Genomic DNA, 20,096 nt, shown 5'->3' with positions numbered 1-20,096 from the left:
CAGTCTCCTTTGGGGGTTATGTGTTGGCGGCGGGGTTCATTCGGCGAAGGCGTAATCCGGCGGTTCCGGGTCGAGCTGTCGGCGAATTTCGGCGTGCGCCGCCTCGTCGAGCGGGAAGCGCGCGACGAGAGCGGCGGACAAGGCATGGGCGATGGCGGGGCCAAGGGCGAAGACGAGGAGCAGGCCGTTCAGCGCCTCGGGGCCGTTCGCCCCCTTCGGATCGAAGCCGAGCCAGGCGACGAGCGGCAGCGCGATGCCGACCGCGACCGCGGTCGCGGTCTTTCCGGCGAGGCTGAACACCGAATAATAGAGGCCGGTGCGGTCCTCGCCGCTGTCGAGGCGATGCTTGTCGGCGACGTCGGCCACGATCGCGCGGAGCATCAGATTGCCCGACCCCTGCGCAAGGCCCTGCGCCAGCGTCAGCGCGAGCAGCAGGCCGAAGCTGTCCGGAGTGACGAGCAGCAGCGACAGGTTGATCGTGACCTGCACCAGCTCGCCCGCCACCGCGGTGCGATGCTTGCCGTAGCGGCGCCCGATCTTCAGCCAGATCGGCCCGGCGAAGATGCCGAAGACGAACTGGAAGAGGAAGAGGCCACCCGCCCATTCGGGGCGCCCCATGTAGAAGGTCACGAAAAAGACGATCAGCGAACCGCGAATAGTCTGCGCCAGGGTCACCGCAAAATCGGATGCGAGGACGCGGAGCAGCAAGGGTTCGCCGGCGATCGCGCGGAAGGTTTCCCGCAGGCCGGGCTTGCTGGCAGGCCGGATCGGCAGCGGCGGTTCATCGAGCGCCGTCAGCGTCAGGATCAGCGACGGCACGATGGTCGCCAGCACGAGCCCGCCCATCAGCGTCAGTTGCAGCCGCCCGTCGCCGGGGCGCAGCTGGTCGGCGACCGTCGGCAAGACCAGCGTCAGCAGCAGCGCCGCCGCGGCCACCACCTGCTGATAGGTGGCGATGCGCGTGCGCTCGTGATAGTCGCCCGACACCTCGCCCGACCAGGCCTGGAACGGAATCTGCACCGCGGTCCAGCCGAGGTAGAGGAAGAAGAGCACGATCCCGAGCGACCAAGGCGTCACGCCGAAGGGCGGGAAAAAGAGGAAGACCGCCGCAATCGCGAAGATCACTCCGCCCGCCGCGATCCATGGCTTGCGCTCGGCCGTAGCGGCTGCGTGTCGCGTCGCTCAAGGACCCCATCAGCGGGTCGGCGATCGCATCCCACAGGCGGCCGAGCAGGAAGATCACGCCGATGACGGTCAGCGACAGGCCGTAATCGCGCGCATAGATGGCGGGGAGATAGACGCCGAGCGGCAGCCCGGCGGCGGCGAGCGGGATGGCGACCGCGGAGAAGCGGATCAGCTGGCCCGAGGTCGGGGACGCGGCGCTCACAGCTTCGTCCTCAGCGTCACGCCGAGCGTGCGCGGTTCGCCGATCAGCGCGGTGACGATGCCGGTGACCATGCCGGCGACAAGGTCTGGAAATAATCCTTGTCGAACAGGTTGCGCGCCCAGAGCGACAGGTCGAACAATCCGTCCTCGGTGCGGATGCCGATACGCGCGTTGGCGATCCCGTAGGCCGGGACATCGGCATAGATGCTGTTGCTCGACGAGGTGTTGAACGACGAACGATGCGAATAATCGCCATGCGCGTAGACCGAGAGATCCCGCCCGCCGAGACTGCCGAGCGGCGCCGACACATCGCCGCCCAGCGTATAGGTGAATTTCGGCACGCCCGGAAGCTGCTCGCCGGTCAGGTCCTGTATCGCACCCTGATTCAGCCGTTCGGGCGCCTGCGGGGCACTGCGGTAATCGCTGTAGGTCGTGTCGGCATAGGCGACCGACGCGTAAAAGCTCGCCCTGCTCGACGGCGCGACGACCAGGTCGCCCTCGACCCCGCGCGAGCGCACGCCGGGGATGTTCGCGATATATTGACGGACGTTGACCGTGTTGGGCACCTGTTCGGTGATCGCGGTCTGATAATCGCCGATCTCGGTCCAATAGCCCGCGACGTTCAGCGTCACGCGCCGGTCCCACCATTGCGACTTCACGCCGATCTCGTAATTGTCGACCTTTTCGGGCGCGACGTCGGGGTCGATCCCGGCCAGCAGGTTGGTGAGGTTGAGCCCGCCCGACTTGTTGCCGCGCGAATAGGTCGCATAGGCGAGCGCATCGTCGCTGAACTGCCACGACAGCGTCGCAAGCCCCGACAGGCTGTTGTCGCTGAACGCGGTCGAATAGCTGACCACCGGATTGAACTGGTTGCGGATGGTCAGCGCCGCCGTCGCGACCGCTTCGGGCAAGGTCGACAGATCGATCCCGGCAACATGGAATTGGCTGAACGATCCGTCCTTCTTTTCATGCGTGAAGCGCAGGTCGAGCAGTGAGCGTCAGGCGCTCCGTGAATTTCCAGTCGAGCTGGCCGAACAGCGCATAGCTGCGCGTGCGCGGGTCGGAGGTCGAATTGGCCTCGAAACCGTCGAGCGCGGCATTGCCGACCACCGCCGGGACGGTCGGCAGGTTCCACAAGGCGGCGGCGGAACCATAAGCGGTCGCGCCCTCGCCCCGAATGATCTGCCAGAAATAATAGGCGCCGACGACATAGTCGATTGGGCCGCCGCTGTCCGACGCGAGGCGGATTTCCTGGCTGAACTGGCGCTGGCGGTTCGCCTGCTGCGCCTTGGTGATAATCGGCAAGGAGGTGGCGTCGGCGTCGTTCGCGGGGTTCCAGTCCCACCAACGATAGGCGGTGATCGAGGTCAGCTTGGCCGCGCCCAGGTTCCAATCGACCTGCCCCGACACGCCATAACCATCCATGTTCGACTGATAATGGCCGTCTGACTGGCCAAGCCGCGCGAAGGGATCGATCGTCGGGAAGGTGTAGGAGGGAAAGCGCGCCGCGCGCTGCGCGAAATTGTTCGCGATGACGGCGCCATTTTCATAGGTGCCGAAATAGCTGGCGAAGATGTTGAGGACATGATTCTGCTTCTGGCGCGAAAAGTCGCCGATGATCCTGACCTCCAGATCGGGCGCCGGGTTGATCAGAAGCTGCCCGCGCACGCTCCAGTTCGAATAATCCTGCGCGCGCTCGTTCTGGGTGACGTTGTACAGGAACCCGCGCCGTTCGGTGACCGCGCCGCTGAGGCGCACCGCGATCAGATCATCGACGACGCCGGTCGAGGCCGAACCGCGCAGCTGGTAATAGCCATAGTCGCCGATGCTCGCCTCACCCGAAAATTCCGGGTCGAAGCTGGGCTTGCGCGACGTGATGTTGATCGCGCCCGAGGTGGTGTTCTTGCCGAACAGCGTACCCTGCGGCCCGCGCAGCACCTCGATCTGCTGCAGGTCGACCAGGTCGAACTGCGTCTGTCCGACGCGGCCGTAGTAGACGTTGTCGATGTAGAAGCCGACGCCGTTTTCGAGGCCGTCGTTGGTCAGCGCGACATTGCTGCCGAGCCCGCGGATGTTGATGTTGGTGTTGCGCGGGTTGAAGCTGAACACCTGAAGGCTGGGCACGATCTGCTGGATCTGGGTCAGCGTATAATTGCCCGTCTTTTCCAGCGTTTCGGAGCCGACGACGGTCAGTGCGATCGGCACCTCCTGCGCGCTTTCGTCGCGGCGGCGGGCGGACACGATGATTTCGGTGCCGTCATAGCCGTCGGCCGCGGCCTCCGCGGCAGCTTCGCCGCCCACGGCGGCGGCGGCGTCGACCGCCGCTTCCTCGGTCGCCCAGGCGGGCGCCGCCGGAACCAGCAGCGCCGCGCCGAGCAGCAGCTTCAGACGATGATCGGGAGAATATCTGGACATTATACGAGTTCCCCGGGCGGCAGTCCCGCCCCCTTTTTGATGTGATGGATGGTGGCGCGGGGCGCCGGGCCGGACCCGGCAGCCGTCCGCTGCGTCCCCCACAGCGCACGGGCGGCGCTGCGCAGGGACGCAGGATAGCGAGCCAGATCCGACAGGTCGGATTGGGTCAGATAGGGCATGATTCACCTGCCGCTGCGGCGCGCGCAGGCGCCGGACGCAAAGCCGCATGACGCCCTTGCGAAAGGGAGGCGCGGCCAGGATGAAGAAAAGCGCCGCTACGCGGAGGGGACGCGGTCGTCCGCTGTCCCGCGCGCAGGATCGGCCATGATCTAGGTGGTGCTAGTACAGATATGCATCGCAATACCCCTTATGGGGGGAACGCAACACCTGGCGCTGTCGCCCGAGCATCACGCGCTTTAGCCGTTGGTAACGCGGAGCAAGCTGCTTCCCGGTCAAAAGCCGCGGGTCGAAGGGGAGAGCCTGTCGCCCGTCTCGACCAGTTTCGAGCGACAATCTCTACTTAAAAGATAGATATTGGATTCGTCAATGCACGCGTGGTGTTTCTGCGACGAAGAAAATCTTTCGCAAGACGAGTTGCCGCTATGGGCGGTGCGCAGACGCCGGGCCGCCACGCGGGTTGGCCGGCGCCTCGGGCGCGTGCATGACGCGATGAGGACATGGCCGACGTCGACCCTCTCGTGCCCGACCTTGGTGCAAAATGGTGCACCCGACAGGATTCGAACCTGTGGCCCCCAGATTAGGAATCTGATGCTCTATCCTGCTGAGCTACGGGTGCGCTGCGCGCCCGTGTAGCGGTGCGGGGCGCAGAGCGTCAATCGGCAGCGATCAATTCGCGGCTTCGGGCGGAACGAACGGCACCAGCAGCGGCATCGCCGCGATCCCGTCGTCGCGCAGCGCCTGCGCCTCTTCGGGCGAGGTCTGGCCGTGGATCAGGTCCTCCTTCGCGCGGCCCTCGTGCATCGCGCGCGCCGCATCGGCGAAATCGCGGCCGACCCAGCGCGACTGCGGCAGCATCTCGGCCTGTTGCGCCGCGATCCCGGCCACCACCTTGCGAACCAGTTCGGGCGAAATGTCGCCGCCCTTGGGCGACTTCATGGACTCGGCCGGCACCGCGACGGGCGCCGACGGAGCGGTCCCCTGATTCGACTTCGCCCCGACGCGCGGCGCCATCACCGCCTTCGCGACATCGCTGTCGCCGCAGACCGGACAGGCGATCAGCCCCCGTGCCTGCTGATCGGCAAAGCCGTCGCTGCTGTTGAACCAGGCCTCGAACCGGTGATCACCGGCGGCACAGCAAAGGTCGAAGACGATCAAGGGTCAGGCCATCCCCAGCAGCGGGTCGAGCCCGCCGCGGGCGTCGAGCGCGGCCAGATCGTCGCTGCCGCCGATATGCTTGCCGTCGATGAAAATCTGCGGAACCGTGCGCCCGCCGCCCGCGCGCTCGACCATCGCGTCGAATCCGGCGCGGTCCATCGTCACGTCGATTTCCTGATACGCCGCCCCCTTGCGGTCGAGCAGCGCCTTGGCGCGCGAGCAATAGGGGCAGAATATTTTCGTAAAGACTTCGATCCTGGGCATGCGCCTATCCTGTCATCATCTGGTCATTGATATCGGAATCCAACGACGCAAAGTCAAATATGTTGCTCGTCATCAGCGCTTCGGGGACGACGCGCGCCCAGCTCAGGGCCGACACGCGCGCCGCGCCGCTGCGCCGCAGCGCCCTGGCGGCGGCGCGCAGGGTCGCACCGCTGGCGTGGACATCGTCGATCAGGATCAGATGACGCCCCGCCGCTTTCGCCCTGGCATCATCTGCCAGCGCAAAGGCGCCCGCGACGATCCGCTCGCGCTCGCGCCGGGTCTTGCCGCGCAGCGAGGCGGTCGGCCTGGCGCGCAGCAACAGATGATGATCGTGCGCGGTGCCGGTCAGCCGCGTCAGTTCGTCGGCGACCAGCGCCGCCTGGTTGAAACCGCGCGACCACAGACGCCAGCGGTGAAGCGGAACCGGGACGAGCAGCGCCTGGCCATCCCCCGCCAGTTGCTCCAAGGGCCGGGCCATCAGCCGCGCCATCAAGCGCGCGTGACCGAGCCGGCGTCCATATTTCAACCGCAGCGCGACGGTACGCGCCGCCGGGCCATAGGCCACCGCCGCAGGCGCGCCGTCGAAGGGCGGCGGACTGGCGAGACAGGCCCCGCACTGCATCTCGCTATCGGGCAAGGCGGCCGAGCAGCGGGATCGAACAGCGCGCGCAGGCGGGGCCATCGAGAAATTCGAGGCCCTGCCAGCAATCGAGGCAGAACTGCCGGTCGTCGGCGACGATGACCCCGCAGGCGGGACAGCGCGGCGGCAGCGCATAATCGAGGACCAGCCGGCCCGCCCGGCGCAGGCCGCGCATCAGCCCCGCCGCCCGCACCGGCACCCCGCTTTCGACCTGCCCCGCCGCACGTCCCATGTCCGAACTTGTGAAGCATCGCATGAGGCGGCACAAGCGCCGCATGTCGCAGCAGCCGCCTTCGCTTTTCTCGTCCGCCCGCCACCGCGCCCAGCGCGACCGGCTGGCGCGGCTGCCCGCCGGCGCCAATTTCCTCGCGCCGATCATCGCCGAAACCCTGCTCGACCGGCTGTCGATGGTGACGCGCGATTTTCCGCGCATCCTGCTCATCGGCGCGCATGACGCGGCGCTTGCCGACCGTCTGCGCGGCATCGGTCGCGATGTGAAGATCCTCGAGGCCGGTCCGGGCCTCGCCGCCGCGACGGGAGCGATCGCGGGCGAGGCCGATACGATCGACCTGCCCTTTGCCAGTTTCGACCTGATCGTCTGGCCCGGCGGGCTCGACAGCGTCAACGACGTGCCCGGCGCGCTCGTCCGCCTGCGCGCCTTGCTCGCCCCCGACGGCCTGCTGCTCGGCGCCTTCGTCGGCGACGGCAGCCTTGGCCGGCTGCGGCGCGCGGTGATGACCGACGGCGTGCGGCCAATCGCCCGGATGCATCCCCAGATCGATCTCGCCGCGACGGGTAACCTGCTTCAGCGGACGGGCTTCACCATGCCGGTGGCCGATGTCGACGATCTGACGGTGCGGTATGGCGACTGGTTCGCGCTGGTCCGCGACCTTCGCGCGGCGGGCCTGTCGAGCCGCCTCTCGCCCGCCCCGCCCCCGCTGACCCGCGAGGAGACGGCACGGATCGCGCTCGCCTTCGCGGCACAGGCCGATCCCGACGGCCGCGTCGCCGAAACGATCCGCATCATTCATTTCAGCGGCTGGGCACCGCATCCCGACCAGCCCAGGCCCGCCCGGCGCGGCAGCGGCACGGCATCGCTCGCCGCGGCGCTGAAACCAAAAGGCTAAAGCAAAGCCTGCAGCAGCCCGATGAGCGGCCGGTCGGCGGGCGGCATGTCGAGGCCGTAAAGCTCGACCGGACGCACCCAGCGCAGCGCGGTGGCATGCCGTGCCTCGGGCACGCCCCGCCATTTGCGCAGTGCATAGACGAGCAGCAGCAGATGCCGGTCGCCGAGCGGTTCGCTCGCGAAACAGGCGGGCGCCAGACAGGCATGATCGACCACGATCCCCAACTCCTCGGCGAGTTCGCGGATCAGTGCGGCTTCGGGGGTTTCGCCGGGTTCGATCTTGCCGCCCGGAAATTCCCACAGACCGGCCATCGACGTGCCTTCGGGCCGCTGCTGGACGAGCACGCGGCCGTCGCGGTCGACGAGCGCGGCGGCGACCACAATGAGACAGTTTTCGGGGGTTTTTATCGGTACAGACGAGGACAAATTGTTAACCCTGATATGCGAAATCCGGAAGCCTCGGGAACTCTAGGACCAGAATCCCCGAATTGCACGGCTGAGGTTAGACACAGTTTTGTTCAGGGCAACGGCGCAATGGGGCACGGACCAGTGCCGCGGAGCGCGAAACACGGGCCAGGAACGATCGGCCGGACGATTCCGAGGACTCTGGCCCTGGGCAATAGGCAGGGGCAGAACAATGACCAATATGGCCAGGTTGCTACGGTCGACCAAAGCCGCGACGGCCGTCGAATATGGACTGATCCTCGCGCTGATCTTCATCGCCGCGATGGGAGCTATAACGTCAGTTGGCAAATCGACCATCGGCATGTGGAACAATGTTTCTTCGGCCGCAACGGATGCGATGTAGCCTGTCCATTTATGGGACTCGAAACCCTCACGGACGCGACCGGCGCATTAAGAAATTCAAAACCAATTCAAACTAGAACCACCGTTGTTGACCCGACCAGACCGTCAACAGGGTAAGTGAATCATCAGGAGACCAGACATGAAGTTCATCAAGAAGCTCGTTCGCGACACCAAGGCCGCGACCGCCATCGAATACGGCCTGATCGCCGCTCTCATCGCCGTCGCCGGCATCACCGCGATGGGCGCCGTTGGCGACAGCGTCAGCAACACCTTCAACAACGTCGATACCGCCCTGAAGGACGGCTAATCGTCGACGAACCTCTTCGCTCGCCATGGCGGGCGAAGGACGGACAGGAAAGGGCGGTGGAGCGATCCACCGCCCTTTTTCCGTTATCCCGATGCCAATGCCGCTCAGCGGCTGGCGTAGACCACGATCTTGACCTTCTGCCCCGGCGAGAGCCGCTCGTCGCGCTCAGGCGATTGAGCACCTGGAATCGCTCGGTCTGATAATTGCTGTAGGCCATGCGCCGCGCCAGCGTCGCCACCGTGTCGCCGCGCGCCACCGTCACCACATCGACCCGCCGCGGCCTGATCGCCGCCGCCTCGGCCGTGCTCAGCCGCCGGACGCTGCTGTACATCGGGTTGAACACGCTGCCTCCGCCCGCCTTGGTCAGCGCGACGAAGTGAAAGGCGCTGGTCCGCGAAAATTCATAGGCGAAAACGGTGACGTCGACCGCGCCCGACTGGGTGTTCGCGCGCGCCGTCGAATAATAGGCCGGGATGCCGTTGACCGTCGTGCGCTGGATGCTGCCTGGCGACAGCGACGTGTTGCCCGCCACCGCCTTGAACGCCGCGGCGATATAGGCGTTCATGTCGCCATTATAGGCGGCGGTGGTGAACTGCGCCTGCCCGCCGCTGCCGCTGACCGACACAGCGGTCGTGCCATTCTGCATTCCATAGCCGGTCGGGACCGAAAATTTGAGCCGAAGATCGGGATGGAGGAACTCCTGGCCTTCGACCACGCCCTGCGCCGGATCGTCGCCATAGAGGACGCCGTCGACCGCGGTCAGGAAGGCTTCGGCATTACGCACCCCGCCGGCCCCGGCGCTCGTCGCCAGCGCCTGCGCGTTGCGCACGCGCGAGGCGGGGTCGGGGTGGGTGCTCGCCCATTCGGGCAGCGCCCGCGCGTCGCCGCCCGACAGGCGCGCCTCGAGATTGGTCTGATTGGCCAGGCTGGCGAGCACCGTCGACAGCGCCTGCGGGTCGTAACCCGCGCGGCGCAGATATTGCACGCCGAGTTGGTCGGCCTCCAGCTCCTGCCCGCGCGAGAAGCCGAGCGTCGCAAGCTGCGCCACCTGCATCGCATTGTTCTGGAGCAACCCGCCGAGCCCGCCGAGCAATCCGCCATTGTCGCCGATCGCGCCGCCGAGCACGCCAACGAGTACCCCCAGCACGGCGTTGCGCGTCGCCGCCGACTGGCGCTTCTTGCTGTGCTGCGCGGCGACATGGCCGACCTCGTGCCCCAGCACGCCGGCGAGTTCCGCCTCGTCGTTCATCAGCGCCATCAGCTGGCGCGTGACATAGATATAGCCGCCGGGAATCGCGAAGGCGTTGTTCACCGGCGAATTGAGCAGGGTGACGGTAAAGTCGCTGCGCGCGTTCGACAGGCCCGACTGCACCGCGATATTCTGACCGACGCGCCCGACATAGGCCGCCTGCGGCCCGTCGTAGCTGCCGCCGAACTCCTGCACCAGCTCGGGATGCGCCTCGGCGCCCTGCTTGCGCTCGCTGGCAGTGATCGCGGTCGCGGTCTTGATCGTCTTGGTCTTGGCGTCGGCAACCCTGCCGGCGGTCACCGCCGCCGCCAGCAGCGCCGCTATCGCCAATTTCGTCCGGGCCATAGTCTTGCCTCCCTTGGTCCTCTTCTGTCCACATAGCCTATATCCGGGCACGACAAGACGCGCCATGAACATCCGGCTCATGCGGTTGACAGAAAAAACGTCGGCCCCGCGATCGGGTTCCGGCGGATAGGGGGGTCAGGCGCGGCCCATCGCGAGGAATTTCTCCTCGCGCGCGGCGAGGATCGCCTCGCGCGACAGGCCCGACAGCGCGTCGAGTTCCTGCGCGATCGCATCGCCCAGCGCCTTGATCGCGATCTCGGGCGCGCGGTGCGCGCCGCCGACGGGTTCGGGCACGATGCGGTCGATGATCTTCAGCGCCAGCAGATCCTCCGGCGTCATCTTCATCGCCGCCGCGGCGTCGGCCGCCTTGTCGGCGGTGCGCCACAGGATCGAGGCACAGCCCTCGGGCGAAATCACCGAATAGACCGCATGTTCGAACATCAGCACGCGGTTCGCCGCCGCGATCGCGATCGCGCCGCCCGACCCGCCCTCGCCGACGATCGTCGCGACCATCGGCACGCCCAAGGCCAGACACTGCTCGGTCGATCGCGCGATCGCCTCGGCCTGCCCGCGCTCCTCGGCCTGGATGCCCGGAAAGGCGCCCGACGTATCGACCAGCGACACCACCGGCAGCCCGAAGCGGTCGGCGAGCTGCATCAGGCGGATCGCCTTTCGATAGCCCTCGGGCTTCGCCATGCCGAAATTATGCTTCATCCGCGACGGGATGTCGTCGCCCTTCTCGTGCCCGATCACCATCACGCGGCGCCCGCGAAACCGCGCGAGGCCGCCGAGGATCGCCTGATCGTCGCCGAAATTGCGATCGTCGGCCAGCGGCATCCAGTCGTCGAACAGCCCCGCGACATAATGTTTGAAATGCGGCCGGTCGGGATGGCGCGCGACCTGCGTCTTCTGCCACGGCGTCAGCTTGGCATAGATGTCGCGCAGCATCTTGGAGGATTTGTCCTCGAGCCGGGCGATATCCCCTTCGATATTGAGCGTCGGATCGTCGCCCATCTCGCGCAGTTCGGCAATCTGGCGATCGAGCGCCGCGACCTGTTTTTCGAAGTCCAGAAAGGCTGTCATGCGGGCAGTCGCTAGGCCGAAGGCGGCGTCAGGTCAACGCCGTCCATCCGCGCCAGCGGATGCCGCCGGTTGACCAGTTCGACCAGCCGCTGCGGCTGTCGATATGGGTGTAGATTTCCGTCGTCGCGATATCGGCATGGCCGAGCATCAGTTGCAGCGCGCGCAGATCGGCCCCGCCTTCGAGCAGGTGCGTGGCAAAGGCATGGCGCAGCACATGCGGGCTGACCGCTGCCGGGTCGATGCCCGCGCGGCCGGCAAGATCGCGCAGCATCTGGAACAGGCGGACGCGCGAGATATGGCTTTTGCCCGAAGGAAAGAGCCAGGGCGATCCCTCGACGACGAGCGGTAGCCAGCGATCGAGCGCCCCTCGTGCGCGGTCCGAGAGCGGCGCCAGCCGTTCCTTGTCGCCCTTGCCGCGAATGATCAGATATTGCCGTTCGCCCGCAACCGCACGGCGCGGCAGCGACACCAGTTCGCTCGCGCGCAGGCCCGATCCGTACAGCAGTTCGATCAGCAGCAGCATCCGCACCGCCGCCGCCGGGGGCGCGGCGCCCGACGCCTCCGCGCCCGCCTGCGCGAACAGCCGCTCGACGTCGTCGTGGGTCAGGATGCGCGGCAGCGGGCGCCGCGTCGCCGGCCGCGCCAGCGCCTGCGCGGGATCGTCGGCGCGTTCGCCCTCGTCGCGGAGGAAGGCGTAGAACTGCCGCAGCGCCGACAGCTTGCGCGCCGCGCTGCTCGCCGCGAGCGATTGATATCCGGCCATGACCTGGCGCAGCGCGTCGGTATCGGCATCCGCCAAGCCGCGCGCGACCAGTCCCGCCGCCTGTTCCAGATCGCGCCGATAGGCGGCGAGCGTGTTGCGCGCCGCGCCGCGTTCGGCGGCCATCATTTCGAGGAAGCGGTCGATCAGCGCGGCGTCGCGGTCGCGCACCTCAGACCCGGACCAGCGCCTCGGCCGCGATCATCCGCGCCTCCGAAGCCAGCCCCACCTCGCGCAGCGCCTTGACGATATGATACAGATGATGGGGCGGCATCGTCGACCAGTCGCCCTGCATCCCCGCCGCCGCGAGCAGTGCGACCATGCCCGGCTCGCCGCGCCGCGCGGCTTCCGAAATCGCGCGCGTCCAGCGCGTCTGCTTGCCGAGGTTGATGTCGAGGTTGCTCGCCGCCGACGCCGCCTGCCCGCCGTCGATGCGGCCGAGCCCGGCAAGACCCGCGAGGAGCAGCTTGCTGCGCTGATAGTCGGCGCTGTCGTCGTCGCCCGAAAAATTCGACACAGCGCTCGCGCCGATCCCGTTGAGCGGGCGCGGCGAGCCGACCGCCAGCACGCCCCACGCGCGGCTACCGACATTGACCGTCGGCACCCAGTCGACCGCGCGATTGTCGTACCCGCCCGCGAGCATCGATCCGATCAGCTGCCACGGATCGTCGCCGACGTCGGTCCCGACCGGCAGCGCCGCCGCGGCACGCGCGGTGGCGACCATCGCCGCATAACGGTCGATCGGATTGCTGCCACCGCCCCACAGGCTTTCCATGGCGGCGTAACGCTCGGCACCGGTCGCGCCGCCGAACGCCGTGCGCAGCAGATCGATCTGCGCGGCCAGGCTTTCGGGCGCCTCCTCCTCGCTCGCCGCGGCGCTGAGCAGCGAGACATAGGCCTCGCTCGACAGCACGCCGCGCGCCGCGGCATCGGGCGCCGCCGCGATACGGTCGGTCATCTCGCTCATCGGCGCCAGCACGGTCCAGGCGCGCATCGCCGGATCTTCGCCCCGGCGGAGTTCGGCGGGGATCGGCGTCGCGGTCGCGGTCGCCATGCCGAAGCGCCAGCTCGTCAGCCGGTCGATCCTGTCCCACTGGATGGTGATCGAACGGCCGCCGGCTGCCGCTCGCGCCGAGCACGCGTTCGGCGAGCAAAATGTCGAAATTCGCGATCTTTCCGCTCGACCGCACCCGGCTCATCGCCCATCCGGCCGGGCCGGAATCGCCCGACAGCCCGGAGCAGATCCCGGCGGCAAGCCGCCAGCTATGCTCGTCGCCATGCGCCAGGCCGGCGGGAACATAGGGGCAGAGCCCCGCAGGATCGGCGTTGGCGAGAAACACCTGCTGCGCGGTCTGCACCAGCCGCGGGCTCGCGCGGTCATAATCGACCGACTGGACGATCGAGCGTGCGACATTCGCCTCGCCCATGCGCAGCAACAGCCCGGCGCGCGCCGCGGCAAGGTCGGCACCGTTGATCGTCGCGGGCGTGTCGATCGCCGAGGCAAGCGAGCGCCGCAGCAGGATCGCGCCCCAGCGCGAGGCGAGCGGCCCGCGCGTCGCGCGCATGATCTCGGCCGCATATTGGCCGCGCACGCCGAACGCGTCGGGCGCCAGCCCGCCGGTTTCGGGGGTCAGCGGGCCAATGCGGCTGAGCAGGCGCCGCGCCCCCGGCGGCAGGTCGTATTTCAGCGTCCCGGGTTCGACCTCTTCGCCGTCCCCGCCTTCCTCCGCATCGGTCGCGGCGGTGCCGGTATCGGGCAGCGTGGCCGTGACCGCCGGCGCGGCCGATGCCGCTTTGGGAGTCGGCGACGGCGCCGGCTGTCGCGGTAGGCGCGGGCGTTGGCGACGGGCTCGGCGCAGGCGCCGGAGCCGACTTGCCGAAACCTTCGGGCAGCAGCGATTCCTGCGCCAGCGCCGGCAGCACCAGCGCGGCGGCCACGGCAGCACTCGAAAGGCCCAGCGTCAGCGGCAGCCGATTCTTCTTCATCGCGGGTTGCTTTCGGGCGTCGCGCTTGCGGCAATCTTGTCGGTCACATCCACCTCAACAATTCGCGGTTCGATCGGCCCGCCCATGAAAATCAGCAGCAGCCAGAAGGCCAGCAGGACAAGCGACAGCACGACCAGCCGCCCGATCCAGCGGCCTTTCCCCGATCTGCCGTGCCTGCGCAATATCCAATGCCACCCTGTTGTCGACCCGATCCCGTTTTGCGCGGCGCAGCAAAACCATTGTCCCGCGCAGTTCAGCCGGTATAGCCGCGCCCAGCATGACGCGAAACCCGAAAAGCCCGGCCCCCGTCGCATCGGGGCCCCTGTCCGCGGCGATCCGCGAGCGGCCCATCGTGCTCGTCGGACTGATGGGCTCGGGCAAATCGACGATCGGCCGCCGGCTCGCCTCGCGGCTCGGCATGCGCTTCGCCGACGCCGACGACGAGATCGAGCGCGCCGCCGGCATGACGATCTCGGAGATTTTCACGCGGTTCGGCGAGGCGCATTTCCGCGACGGCGAACGCCGCGTGATCGCGCGGCTGCTGTCGGGAACGCCACTCGTGCTGGCGACCGGCGGCGGCGCCTTCATGAACGAAGAGACGCGCGCGCTGATCAAGGACGGCAGCCTGTCGATCTGGCTCGATGCCGACATTCCGACGCTGGTCGAGCGCGTCGGTCGCCGCCATCACCGCCCGCTGCTGAAGGACCGCGATCCCAGGGAGGTGCTGCGCGAACTCGCCGCGGCGCGCAACCCCGTCTATGCCGAGGCGCATCTGCGCGTCAGTTCGGCATCGAGCCCGCACGACCACACGGTGCGCGCGATATTGGAGGCCCTGTCAAAGTGGGAACATCCGCAATGGAATCCGTGACCGTCGATCTCGGCAGCCGCAGCTATCCGATCCTGATCGGCGACGGGCTGATCCGCGACATCGGCGCGCACGTCGCGCCGTTGCTCAAGCGCCCGCGCACGATGATCGTCACCGACCGGAATGTCGCCGACCATTATCTGATGCCGGTGGGCGCCTCGCTCGGCGCCGAGGGCATCGGCTTCTCCTCCTTCGTCCTGCCGACGGGCGAGGGGACGAAGAGCTGGGACGGGCTCGCACGGCTCACCGAATGGCTGATCGGCGAAGGCATCGAACGCAGCGATCATGTCATCGCGCTCGGCGGCGGGGTGATCGGCGACCTCGTCGGTTTCGCTTGCAGCATCGTCAAGCGCGGCTGCGGCTTCATCCAGGTCCCCACCACCCTCCTCGCCCAGGTCGACAGCAGCGTCGGCGGCAAGACCGCGATCAACGTCGCGGCGGGCAAGAATCTGATCGGCGCCTTTCACCAGCCCGCGCTCGTCGTCATCGACCCGGCGACGCTCGGGACGCTGCCGCGCCGAGAACTGGGCGCGGGCTATGCCGAGGTCGTCAAATATGGGCTGATCGACGATGCCGCCTTCTTCGCCTGGTGCGAAGATCATGGCGCCGCGCTGCTCGCAGGCGACAGCGCCGCGCGGCACAAGGCGATTGCCCACAGCGTCGCCGCCAAGGCGCGCATCGTCGCCGCCGACGAGCGCGAGACGCAGGACGTGCGCGCGCTCCTCAACCTCGGTCACAGCTTCGGCCACGCGCTCGAGGCCGAGACCGGCTATTCGAACCGGCTGCTCCACGGCGAGGCGGTCGCGGCGGGCATGGTCCTCGCCCACCAGTTTTCGGCCGCCAACGGCCTCTGCCCGCCCGAAGACGCCGCGCGCGTCCGCGACCATCTCGCCAGCGTGGAGCTGCCGCACAGCCTCGCCAGCGCCGGGGTGAACAGCGGCGGCGCGGCGCTCGCGGCGCATATGGCGCACGACAAGAAGGTGCGCGGGGGCAAGCTGCCGCTGATCCTGACCCGCGGCATCGGCCGGTCGTTCGTCACCGAAGACTATGGCCTCGACAAGGTCGTCGCCTTTCTGGACGGAAGCCCGGCGGCCTAAGCCGCCTCGCCCCCGGCCTCTTCGCGCGCCACTTTCGCCGCCAGCCGCTTCTCGCGCAGCTTTTCGAGGATGCTCGTCCCCTCTCGGCTCCCGCCGGGCTGAAAGCGATGGTCCATGCCCGCCGCGATGTCGCCCTCGCTGATCTGCGCGCCGAGCCGCGCCGCGTCGAGGTGGCGCAGGGCCGCCTCGACATCCTCGATCTCGCGACCGTCGATTTCGAGCTGGTGCAACGCCATCAGCCCCAGCGCGATCGAGCTTTCGAACACCTCGCGCACCGCACCGCTCGCTCCGGCGCCGTCGATCGCCAGCAGCTGGCGGCGGTCGAACACGCGCGTCAGCACCTTTGCGTGGGGGAAAGCATCGACGACCGGACGCAGCGCCGTCGCATCGACGCTGCGGTCGTCGATGCAATAGACGATCAGCTTGGCCTCGTCGGCGCCCGCCCGGCGCAGCAGGTCCAGCCGCAACCCGTCGCCGAAATAGACCTTGGTATCGAAGCGTTCGGACAGTTCGATCTGGCTCGGCTTCTTGTCGATTAGCGTCACCGAGCAATCGACGGCGTGCAGCATCTGGGCGACGATTTGTCCGAAGCGGCCATAGCCGATCACGATCGCCGCGCCGCGCGGCGCGCCCTCGGGTCCTTCGAGATATGTTCCGTCGCTGTCGGGCGAAAATTCGAGGTTGCGCGCGAACAGCATCAGAAAGGGTGTCGACATCATGGAGAGCGTGACCACCGCACTGAACAGGCTCGCCGCCTGCGGCGCAATGAGCAGCGCCTCCGACGCCTGGGTGAAGAGCAGGAAGCCGAACTCGCCGCCCTGGCTCAGCAGCAGGCCGAGCCCGAACGCCACCTTCCACGGGCGGCCGAAGGCGCGTACGATCGACGCCAGCACCACCGTCTTGGTCGCCACGAGCCCCGCCGCGAGCGCGACGACGAGCAGGGGCCGCTCCATCACCGCGCCGACGTCGAGTACCATGCCGACCGCGAGGAAAAAGAGCCCGAGCAGGACGAGGCGGAAGGGCTCGACATCGGCCTCTATCTCATGCCGATACGGGGAATCGGCGAGCATCACCCCCGCGACGAAGGCGCCGAGCGCGGTGGACAGGTGCAGGCTGTGCATGAAGGCCGCGCTCGCGAGCACGACGAGCAGGCCGACGACCACGAACAGCTCGCGCTCCCCATAACGGCCGACGAGTCGGAGCAGCGGATTCACGAGGAAACGCCCGACGAGCACGAGCGCGACGATCGCCGCGACCGTATAGAGGGCCATCTGCCACCCCGGCGGCGCCGAAGGATCGGCTCGGCGCGCGCGACAGGGCGGCGATGATGGTGATCATCGGCACGATCGCGAGATCCTGGAACAGCAGGATCGAGAAAGCCTTTTCGCCGAAAGGCGCGTTGATCGTCCCCGAACTCTTCAGGCTGGGCAGCACCTGCGCGGTCGATGACAGGGCGAGCGGCAGGCCGAGCGCGAGCGCCGCCTGCCAGCTGAAACCCATCGTCGCGAAGATCAGCGCGGAGAGGATCAGTCCGCTGACCACCACCTGCGCCAGCCCGAGGCCGAAGATCGCGCGGCGCAGTTCCCAGAGCCGGCGCGGATGGAGTTCGAGGCCGACGAGAAAGAGCAGAAAGGCGATGCCGAGTTCGGCAAAGGCCAGTTTCGATTCGCCGCCGCCGACGAGGCCGAGCCCGTGCGGCCCGACGAGAGCCCCCGCGATCAGATAGCCCAGCACCGCGCCGAGCCCGAGCCGCATGGAACAGCAGCACGAACAGCGTCGCGACGCCGAGCAGGATCGCGCCCTCGAAGAGCAAGGTGTCGGTCGCGGCCTCACCCGCCTTCTCGGCCGCGATATCCGACGCCGCGGCCGCAAGCAGGCAGAGGGTCATGGGCGCGCCGCCTGCGGTTCAAGGGCCGCGATCACGGCGTCGAAGGGCAGCAGGATCGCACCGTGGCGCGCCGGATAATCCTTCGCCGGGGCGAGCAGGTCGAAGCCCGGCCAGTCGGGCCGCTCTCCGTCGCCGGCGAACCACGCCGCAATCGCCGCGCGCGCGGCGCGGATGTCGTCGAGGCTGCGCCCCGCCGCGTGGCGCGCGAGCAATGCCGCCGACGCCTGCCCGAGCGCGCAGGCCTCGACATGCAGGCCGATCGCCGTCACGCGGCCCACATCGTCGGCGTCGAGGTCGAGCAGGATGCGGCTGCCGCACAAGGGCGCGCGCAGCGACGCATGATAGCGCGCGCCGGGCAGCGGCAGATAATCGGCGGTCGCGACCGCCAGCGACAATATGTCGCGGTTATAGAGCGGCGCGCTCATTTCGCGCGCGCAGCGGACGCGTCCTCCGCTTCATTGGCGTCGCTCCGCGCCTCGGCCTCGCGCGCCGCGGCGCGGCGCTCGGCGATCACCTTGCTCATCGCCGCGCTCGTCGCGTTCAGCGCCGGGTAGGTGCGGCTGTCGGTCATCCACGCCGGGCGCTGCGCATTGCCATAGCCGATGTCGTAAAGCAGCGTGACCAGCATGAAACCGATCGAGGCGATCAGCAGGCCCTTCACCGCGCCGAAGCCTGCCCCCAGCCCACGGTCGAAGCCGCCGACGATCGAGGCGCGGCTACGCTTGCCCATCGCGCGCGAACCCCATTTGGCCGCCGCGAAGACGCCCCCGAACAATATCACGAAAGCGAGCATCGCACCGCCGCCCTCGGTCCCGACCCAGCCGCTGACCAGCCCCGTCACCATGCCGTGAAACAGCCGCACCGCAAGGATCGCGAGCACCCAGGCGAGGAGGCTCGTCACTTCCTGCACCAGCCCGCGCGAAAAACCGAGTACCGCCCCGCCGCCGACGAGCAGCAGCACGAGGATATCCAGAGCCGTCAAACTTCCCATGCTGCGATCAGACCAATGTACATAAATAAACCGTTCGTGCTGAGCCTGTCGAAGCACCGTCCTTCTTCTTCCGAGGCCGAAAGTAAAGAACAGCCCTTCGACAAGCTCAGGGCGAACGGAAAAGGATGGTGCGCGACGATCTAGTCACGGCCCAGCATCAGGTCAACGAGTTCGCCGAGTCGGGTGAAACCGGTGACCGAAATACCGCCGACGCCCTTCATCCCCTTCGGCCCCCAGCCCGTTGAAAAGCCGAGCTTCGCCGCCTCGCGCAGCCGCAGGCCGTCGTGCGCCACCGGCCGCACCTCGCCCGAGAGCGACAGTTCGCCAAAGACGATCGCGTCGGCCGGAACCGGCCGCTCGCTGAACGCGGAGATAAGCGCCGCCGCCACCGCGAGATCGGCGGCGGGGTCGGTCAGCCGGTATCCGCCCGCGATATTGAGATAGACCTCCGCACCGCCAAGCTGCAGCCCGCAGCGCGCCTCCAGCACCGCGAGCACCATCGCCAACCGTCCGCTGTCCCAGCCGACCACCGCTCTTCGGGAGTCGCGCCGCTCGCCAGCCGCACGGTCAGCGCCTGCACCTCGACCAGCACCGGCCTTGTGCCCTCCAATGCGGGAAACACCACCGATCCGGGCACATCGCAGCTGCGGTCGGTCAAGAACAGGCTCGACGGATTGGCGACCTCGCCCAGCCCGCCCTCGCCCATCGCGAACACACCGATCTCGTCGGTGCCGCCGTAGCGGTTCTTGACCGCGCGCAGGATGCGATATTGATGGCTGCGCTCGCCCTCGAACGCCAGCACGGTGTCGACCATATGTTCGAGCACGCGCGGCCCGGCGATCGTCCCGTCCTTGGTGACATGGCCGACGAGCACCAGCGCCGCACCGCTGTCCTTGGCGAAGCGGATCAGTTCCTGCGCCGAGGCGCGCACCTGGCTCACCGTGCCCGGCGCGCCCTCGATCAGGTCGCTGTGCATCGTCTGGATCGAATCGATGACGACGAAATCGGGGTCGCCGCCGCCCAGCGTCGCCAATATGTCGCGCACCGATGTCGCGCTCGCCAGTTGCACCGCCGCCTTGCCGAGGCCGAGCCTTTGCGCGCGCAGCCGCACCTGCGCCGCCGCCTCCTCGCCGCTGATATAGACGACCGACCGGCCCGCGAGCGCCAGCCGCCCCGCTGCCTGCAACAGCAGGGTCGACTTGCCGATCCCCGGATCGCCGCCGATCAGCGTCGCCGACCCCGCGACGAAACCGCCGCCGAGCGCGCGGTCGAACTCGGCGATGCCGCACAGCATGCGCTCGGGCATGACGCTGTCGGCATCGAGCGATTCGAGCGCGATCGTGCGCCCGCCCCTGCTCAGGTCGTGCTTCGCCGAAAAGACGGTCTCGCCCGCTTCCTCGACCAGCGTGTTCCATTCGCCGCAATCGGCGCATTGTCCCTGCCAGCGATAGGTGACAGAGCCGCAATTCTGACAGACATATTGACGCTTCGCTTTGGCCATGTTGCCCGCTTAATAGGAACAAAGGCGGAACGCCACTAGATTCGGGAGAAT

The 20,096-nt window shown here is 67.9% G+C and carries 19 protein-coding genes, 1 tRNA gene and 5 pseudogenes; 6 read left to right on the top strand and 19 right to left on the bottom strand.

The genetic code is table 11. The features are described 5' to 3' along the window. Window positions 1-36: 36 nt before the first annotated feature. From N0A20_RS01425 to N0A20_RS20410, 9 genes and pseudogenes are all read right to left on the bottom strand, one after another. On the bottom strand, window positions 37-1,125 hold the full coding sequence (locus tag N0A20_RS01425; protein WP_260582260.1) for an MFS transporter: 1,089 nt from the start codon (window positions 1,123-1,125) through the stop codon (window positions 37-39). 88 nt (window positions 1,126-1,213) lie between these two features. Beyond that, window positions 1,214-1,387 (bottom strand): annotated as a pseudogene (locus tag N0A20_RS01420) (sodium:melibiose symporter); the annotation flags it as partial. A 43-nt stretch (window positions 1,388-1,430) separates the two neighbouring features. Continuing rightward, on the bottom strand, window positions 1,431-2,297 hold the full coding sequence (locus N0A20_RS01415; protein ID WP_260582259.1) for a TonB-dependent receptor: 867 nt from the start codon (window positions 2,295-2,297) through the stop codon (window positions 1,431-1,433). Window positions 2,298-2,352: 55 nt separating this feature from the next. Continuing rightward, on the bottom strand, window positions 2,353-3,801 hold the full coding sequence (locus N0A20_RS01410) for a TonB-dependent receptor (protein WP_260582258.1): 1,449 nt from the start codon (window positions 3,799-3,801) through the stop codon (window positions 2,353-2,355). Window positions 3,802-4,520: 719 nt separating this feature from the next. Further along, window positions 4,521-4,597, bottom strand: a tRNA-Arg gene (locus N0A20_RS01405). Between the two features lie 50 nt (window positions 4,598-4,647). Then, window positions 4,648-5,136 carry a DUF1178 family protein gene (locus N0A20_RS01400; RefSeq protein WP_260582257.1) on the bottom strand — a complete coding sequence of 163 codons (489 nt, stop codon included), beginning with the start codon at window positions 5,134-5,136 and terminating at the stop codon, window positions 4,648-4,650. 3 nt (window positions 5,137-5,139) lie between these two features. Continuing rightward, a complete protein-coding gene (grxC, locus tag N0A20_RS01395) occupies window positions 5,140-5,400 on the bottom strand; it encodes a glutaredoxin 3 (protein WP_260582256.1) in 261 nt (86 codons plus the stop codon). Between the two features lie 4 nt (window positions 5,401-5,404). Then, window positions 5,405-6,082 carry a ComF family protein gene (locus N0A20_RS01390; protein ID WP_409574709.1) on the bottom strand — a complete coding sequence of 226 codons (678 nt, stop codon included), beginning with the start codon at window positions 6,080-6,082 and terminating at the stop codon, window positions 5,405-5,407. Continuing rightward, a complete protein-coding gene (locus N0A20_RS20410) occupies window positions 6,027-6,272 on the bottom strand; it encodes a double zinc ribbon domain-containing protein (protein WP_409574708.1) in 246 nt (81 codons plus the stop codon). The genes N0A20_RS01390 and N0A20_RS20410 overlap by 56 nt, the downstream gene beginning before the upstream one ends. A 22-nt stretch (window positions 6,273-6,294) precedes the next feature. Here N0A20_RS20410 and N0A20_RS01385 point away from each other — a divergent pair, with 22 nt between their 5' ends. After that, entirely contained in the window at window positions 6,295-7,167 is an 873-nt protein-coding gene (locus N0A20_RS01385; protein WP_260582255.1) for a class I SAM-dependent methyltransferase, read from the top strand. Here the strand turns inward: N0A20_RS01385 and N0A20_RS01380 are convergent. Next, window positions 7,164-7,547 carry a (deoxy)nucleoside triphosphate pyrophosphohydrolase gene (locus N0A20_RS01380; RefSeq protein ID WP_260582254.1) on the bottom strand — a complete coding sequence of 128 codons (384 nt, stop codon included), beginning with the start codon at window positions 7,545-7,547 and terminating at the stop codon, window positions 7,164-7,166. The genes N0A20_RS01385 and N0A20_RS01380 overlap by 4 nt on opposite strands. A gap of 256 nt (window positions 7,548-7,803) precedes the next feature. Here N0A20_RS01380 and N0A20_RS01375 point away from each other — a divergent pair, with 256 nt between their 5' ends. Then, on the top strand, window positions 7,804-7,974 hold the full coding sequence (locus tag N0A20_RS01375) for a Flp family type IVb pilin (RefSeq protein ID WP_260582253.1): 171 nt from the start codon (window positions 7,804-7,806) through the stop codon (window positions 7,972-7,974). 138 nt (window positions 7,975-8,112) lie between these two features. Further along, window positions 8,113-8,280 carry a Flp family type IVb pilin gene (locus N0A20_RS01370; protein ID WP_260582251.1) on the top strand — a complete coding sequence of 56 codons (168 nt, stop codon included), beginning with the start codon at window positions 8,113-8,115 and terminating at the stop codon, window positions 8,278-8,280. A gap of 104 nt (window positions 8,281-8,384) precedes the next feature. Here the strand turns inward: N0A20_RS01370 and N0A20_RS01365 are convergent. From N0A20_RS01365 to N0A20_RS01350, 4 genes and pseudogenes are all read right to left on the bottom strand, one after another. Further along, window positions 8,385-9,874: pseudogene (locus tag N0A20_RS01365) on the bottom strand (M48 family metalloprotease). 135 nt (window positions 9,875-10,009) lie between these two features. Continuing rightward, window positions 10,010-10,957: an acetyl-CoA carboxylase carboxyltransferase subunit alpha gene (locus N0A20_RS01360; protein ID WP_260582248.1), complete on the bottom strand. Its 948-nt coding sequence runs from the start codon at window positions 10,955-10,957 to the stop codon at window positions 10,010-10,012. 11 nt (window positions 10,958-10,968) lie between these two features. Continuing rightward, window positions 10,969-11,846, bottom strand: a pseudogene (locus tag N0A20_RS01355) (tyrosine recombinase). 43 nt (window positions 11,847-11,889) lie between these two features. Continuing rightward, entirely contained in the window at window positions 11,890-12,771 is an 882-nt protein-coding gene (locus tag N0A20_RS01350; protein WP_260582247.1) for a hypothetical protein, read from the bottom strand. Between N0A20_RS01350 and N0A20_RS01345 the strand changes: the two genes are divergently transcribed. Further along, a complete protein-coding gene (locus tag N0A20_RS01345; RefSeq protein ID WP_260582245.1) occupies window positions 12,770-13,546 on the top strand; it encodes a hypothetical protein in 777 nt (258 codons plus the stop codon). The two genes, N0A20_RS01350 and N0A20_RS01345, sit on opposite strands and share 2 nt — an antisense overlap. A gap of 153 nt (window positions 13,547-13,699) precedes the next feature. Here the strand turns inward: N0A20_RS01345 and N0A20_RS01340 are convergent, their stop codons facing one another. Then, a complete protein-coding gene (locus tag N0A20_RS01340) occupies window positions 13,700-13,885 on the bottom strand; it encodes a hypothetical protein (RefSeq protein WP_260582244.1) in 186 nt (61 codons plus the stop codon). Between the two features lie 95 nt (window positions 13,886-13,980). On the opposite strand from N0A20_RS01340, the gene N0A20_RS01335 reads away from it, so the two are divergent. Then, window positions 13,981-14,571, top strand: a complete 591-nt coding sequence (locus N0A20_RS01335) for a shikimate kinase (protein WP_260582242.1) — start codon at window positions 13,981-13,983, stop codon at window positions 14,569-14,571. Next, window positions 14,559-15,665 carry a 3-dehydroquinate synthase gene (gene aroB, locus N0A20_RS01330; protein ID WP_260582241.1) on the top strand — a complete coding sequence of 369 codons (1,107 nt, stop codon included), beginning with the start codon at window positions 14,559-14,561 and terminating at the stop codon, window positions 15,663-15,665. The genes N0A20_RS01335 and aroB overlap by 13 nt, the downstream gene beginning before the upstream one ends. Here aroB and N0A20_RS01325 read toward each other — a convergent pair. The 4 genes and pseudogenes from N0A20_RS01325 to radA form a co-directional block, all read right to left on the bottom strand. Further along, window positions 15,662-17,553: pseudogene (locus N0A20_RS01325) on the bottom strand (cation:proton antiporter). The gene aroB and the pseudogene N0A20_RS01325 overlap by 4 nt on opposite strands. Next, the gene (locus tag N0A20_RS01320; RefSeq protein WP_260582240.1) at window positions 17,550-17,978 is read right to left on the bottom strand and encodes an iron-sulfur cluster assembly scaffold protein; all 429 of its coding nucleotides are present in this window, start codon (window positions 17,976-17,978) and stop codon (window positions 17,550-17,552) included. Before N0A20_RS01320 ends, N0A20_RS01325 begins: the two are co-directional and overlap by 4 nt. Then, window positions 17,975-18,544, bottom strand: coding sequence for a CvpA family protein (locus N0A20_RS01315; protein WP_260582239.1), 570 nt, complete (start codon window positions 18,542-18,544; stop codon window positions 17,975-17,977). Before N0A20_RS01315 ends, N0A20_RS01320 begins: the two co-directional genes overlap by 4 nt. A 140-nt stretch (window positions 18,545-18,684) precedes the next feature. After that, window positions 18,685-20,045 (bottom strand): annotated as a pseudogene (radA, locus tag N0A20_RS01310) (DNA repair protein RadA). Window positions 20,046-20,096: the final 51 nt, after the last annotated feature.

The sequence above is a fragment of the Sphingopyxis sp. PET50 genome, assembly GCF_025244705.1.
Taxonomy (GTDB): Bacteria; Pseudomonadota; Alphaproteobacteria; order Sphingomonadales; family Sphingomonadaceae; genus Sphingopyxis.
Note: the sequence above shows the minus strand (reverse complement) of the source record. Positions and strands in the feature narration are given on the sequence as shown.